The organism is Pseudomonas fluorescens, assembly GCF_902497875.1.
GTDB lineage: Bacteria > Pseudomonadota > Gammaproteobacteria > Pseudomonadales > Pseudomonadaceae > Aquipseudomonas > Aquipseudomonas fluorescens_BR.
Genome location: NZ_CABVHY010000078.1, coordinates 1 through 3156, shown reverse-complemented (window position 1 = coordinate 3156; position 3156 = coordinate 1). Strand labels below are relative to the sequence as shown.

Genomic DNA, 3156 nt, shown 5'->3' with positions numbered 1-3156 from the left:
GCCAGACGACTTTCTCACCGTTAACCTGGGGCATCAGCGCCTCGTAATGAAATTTTTGCTCGGTTCCCGGTTTGTAGTCGCAGACCCACAGCCCCGGATAAGGACAGGGTTCGCCACTGCGCGCACGCATGCCGCTCACGGTCCAAAGCCAGCGAACGTTCTGGCCTTCATGCAATGGCAGGCGCTCATTCAACTGGACTGTGCAATCCACGCAGCGATCGAGCTCCATTTCCCAGCGACCGGCGCGCGGTGCCGGTTCGTTGCTGTTGGCTTGGCGGGCGGGCTCTGGGGGCGTTTGATCTGGATCGCGCTGCCAAAACACCGGGCTGTCACCTGACTCTGCGCTGAGCGCCGGCAGCATTTCCCCTTGCTTGAATTCGCGACGGGAACCCGCCATGCCGGGGACAAGCCACCACCCTCCCTGGTTGCACGCCATGCCTGCAACCATGCTCAACGGCTGAGCGGTTTGAGCAGGGGCGGCCGGTTTGGGTGTGATCAGGCGCGATGCTGCAGTTGGCCAATCGCTGTCGACATCGAAACGGGCCATCCAGCGTCGGCTGTCGGCGTCAGTAAAGCGCTCATTGGGATCACCGTCCCATTGGCCGAAGCCCAGCAGTCCCAAGTCGTCGTAGCGGATAGGCTTGAGGAGTTTGTTCAGGAGCATGGGCAGCTCGGGCACGCCGTGTTCGACGGGATACAGCTCAGGCTGTTCGCCCAGCTCGATCCACTGGCCGCTGTGCAGTTCGGTGATGTTGATGCGTGGGTGAGACAGTGCGGTACGTACTTGTTCGCGGGTCAGGTCGAGTTTTTCTCGCCAGTGGTCGGCGAGCAGGAAGGCCCAGGTGGGGGGGCGGATGCCGTTGAGTAATTCATCTCGCATGCCAAAAGGGTATTCGATGTCTAGCCCGTAGAAAGCCGGAGTCAGCGCTCTTTCCCATGTGGTGACTTCCGCCCGTGTGCCATATTCCATCGGGTTGGCCATGGCGAAACCGCTGTAGACCTGGTGCGCCTTGAGCCGGTCAATGGTCTTGAGGACGAACTGACGCCATGCGTCGCGGTTATCCAGCCACCATTGCCAGCGGTAATAGAACATGATCGAGGAATAATCAGTTCTGGGCTCGTTAGTCCGGACACCACTGCGCCGGAAATGACCGGCTGTTGTAGGAGAGGAGGCATGGTTTGCTTCGTCGGTGAACCAGAAAACGAAGGATTCGTATTGAAAGACATCCCTGGCTTGTCTACGAAGGTCCGGTCGGTCCTCAGGATAAGGATGAGGACGATCTGCCTCGGGGTGTATGGTCATGGTGTAAGGGTAGCCAAGCAGTTGCTCGAAGGCTTCGTGGATATCTACCATCAGCAGTGCGATATCGCGGTGGTTTTCAGCAGTGGACGGGAAATAGAAGCTTATGAAAGGGCTGACGCTGTGAGAGGCTTCCTCTGTGCCTGATTCGGAGTTCGGCCACTCTTTCAGTAGTTCGATAAATAGATCCCGTTCTTCTACGGTAAACATTTGGTGAGTTGTACTCATGGCTATTTCTTCTTCCTTGCCTGTTCATTAGGTGTAGGTTTCTTTCCATCTCCTTCGAAGCCAGTGCAATCCTCCGGCACCCTTAACAGCGCGACTTTCTCTTTGCCGACCTTGTTTGGATTGACGCCTGTTTGCGGTGTCATGAGCGTCACGTAATCCTCTATTTGTTCGTCTTTCACCCAATCCCCCGGAAACTTGACCTCGACCGCCGCAAACACATTCTCGGTTTCAAACGGCTCCTGCCGGTACTCAACGACGACCAGATCCGGCGCAAGCAAGCCCTTCGGCCGTGGCCAAAAAGGCTGCACTGCACTTCCAAAACGTTTCGGCCGCGTAGCAGGCTCACCCAGTAACGCCTTCTTACTGTTGCCGTTGTAGTTAGGTTCTGCCTTGAGTGGACTTCGCCATTCCAAGGCTTCGTCCACAGCCTCAAAAAACAACGAGGCGGTGAACTGCTTGAGGGCGATCTCAATAGTGGTTTGCACCGTATCGCCGGCAATTTTCTTGCGAATCCGGCGTGGCACCTTGATCGGCATCTGCAGGGCGACGGTGCAGACTTGGCTGATCGCCGGGCGAAAAGGCACTTTGCGTTCGATGTACTCCTTGAATGTGATGTTCTCCTGGCCTCGTCGAGAAACCGTGCTGTTACCGCCGCGATCTACGACGGCAAAGGTCGAACTCTTGACGTCGATTTCGCGGGTCATTGCTTCAATGGTGGCCCGAAGCGTGTTCTTGATCTGTTGTCGGCGCTCGGCAATCTCCACCGCGAGTCGGGCCAGTTCGGCGGCGGATTTGGTGTTTTCAATGGCTTGATTCGCACGGTAGGCTCGATAGGCACCGTCGATGATACGAGCGACAAGAGGGGCAATAGGGCCAGGCATCAGTCGAGGTCTCCACTGTGCTGAATCAAGAAAGTCATCAGGAAAACACGGTATGGGTCATTCAAGCCTGCACCATCCCCAACCAACGCCAGACGACTTTCTCACCGTTAACCTGGGGCATCAGCGCCTCGTAATGAAATTTTTGCTCGGTTCCCGGTTTGTAGTCGCAGACCCACAGCCCCGGATAAGGACAGGGTTCGCCACTGCGCGCACGCATGCCGCTCACGGTCCAAAGCCAGCGAACGTTCTGGCCTTCATGCAATGGCAGGCGCTCATTCAACTGGACTGTGCAATCCACGCAGCGATCGAGCTCCATTTCCCAGCGACCGGCGCGCGGTGCCGGTTCGTTGCTGTTGGCTTGGCGGGCGGGCTCTGGGGGCGTTTGATCTGGATCGCGCTGCCAAAACACCGGGCTGTCACCTGACTCTGCGCTGAGCGCCGGCAGCATTTCCCCTTGCTTGAATTCGCGACGGGAACCCGCCATGCCGGGGACAAGCCACCACCCTCCCTGGTTGCACGCCATGCCTGCAACCATGCTCAACGGCTGAGCGGTTTGAGCAGGGGCGGCCGGTTTGGGTGTGATCAGGCGCGATGCTGCAGTTGGCCAATCGCTGTCGACATCGAAACGGGCCATCCAGCGTCGGCTGTCGGCGTCAGTAAAGCGCTCATTGGGATCACCGTCCCATTGGCCGAAGCCCAGCAGTCCCAAGTCGTCGTAGCGGATAGGCTTGAGGAGTTTGTTCAGGA

The 3156-nt window shown here is 57.8% G+C and carries 2 protein-coding genes and 1 pseudogene; all 3 read right to left on the bottom strand.

The genetic code is table 11. The features are described 5' to 3' along the window. Positions 1-1528 (bottom strand): type VI immunity family protein (locus F8N85_RS33535; RefSeq protein ID WP_150807653.1); only part of this gene is annotated, 1528 nt, incomplete at its 3' end. Positions 1529-1530: 2 nt separating this feature from the next. Continuing rightward, complete coding sequence (locus F8N85_RS33530; RefSeq protein ID WP_150807652.1) at positions 1531-2409, bottom strand: VRR-NUC domain-containing protein; 879 nt, start codon at positions 2407-2409, stop codon at positions 1531-1533. 61 nt (positions 2410-2470) lie between these two features. Next, a pseudogene (locus tag F8N85_RS34740) lies at positions 2471-3156 on the bottom strand (hypothetical protein); the annotation flags it as partial.

What these genes read in the sequence shown, in the direction of transcription:
- F8N85_RS33530 (WP_150807652.1), bottom strand. Translation starts at nt 2,409, where the DNA reads ATGCCTGGCCCTATTGCCCCTCTTGTCGCTCGTATCATCGACGGTGCC.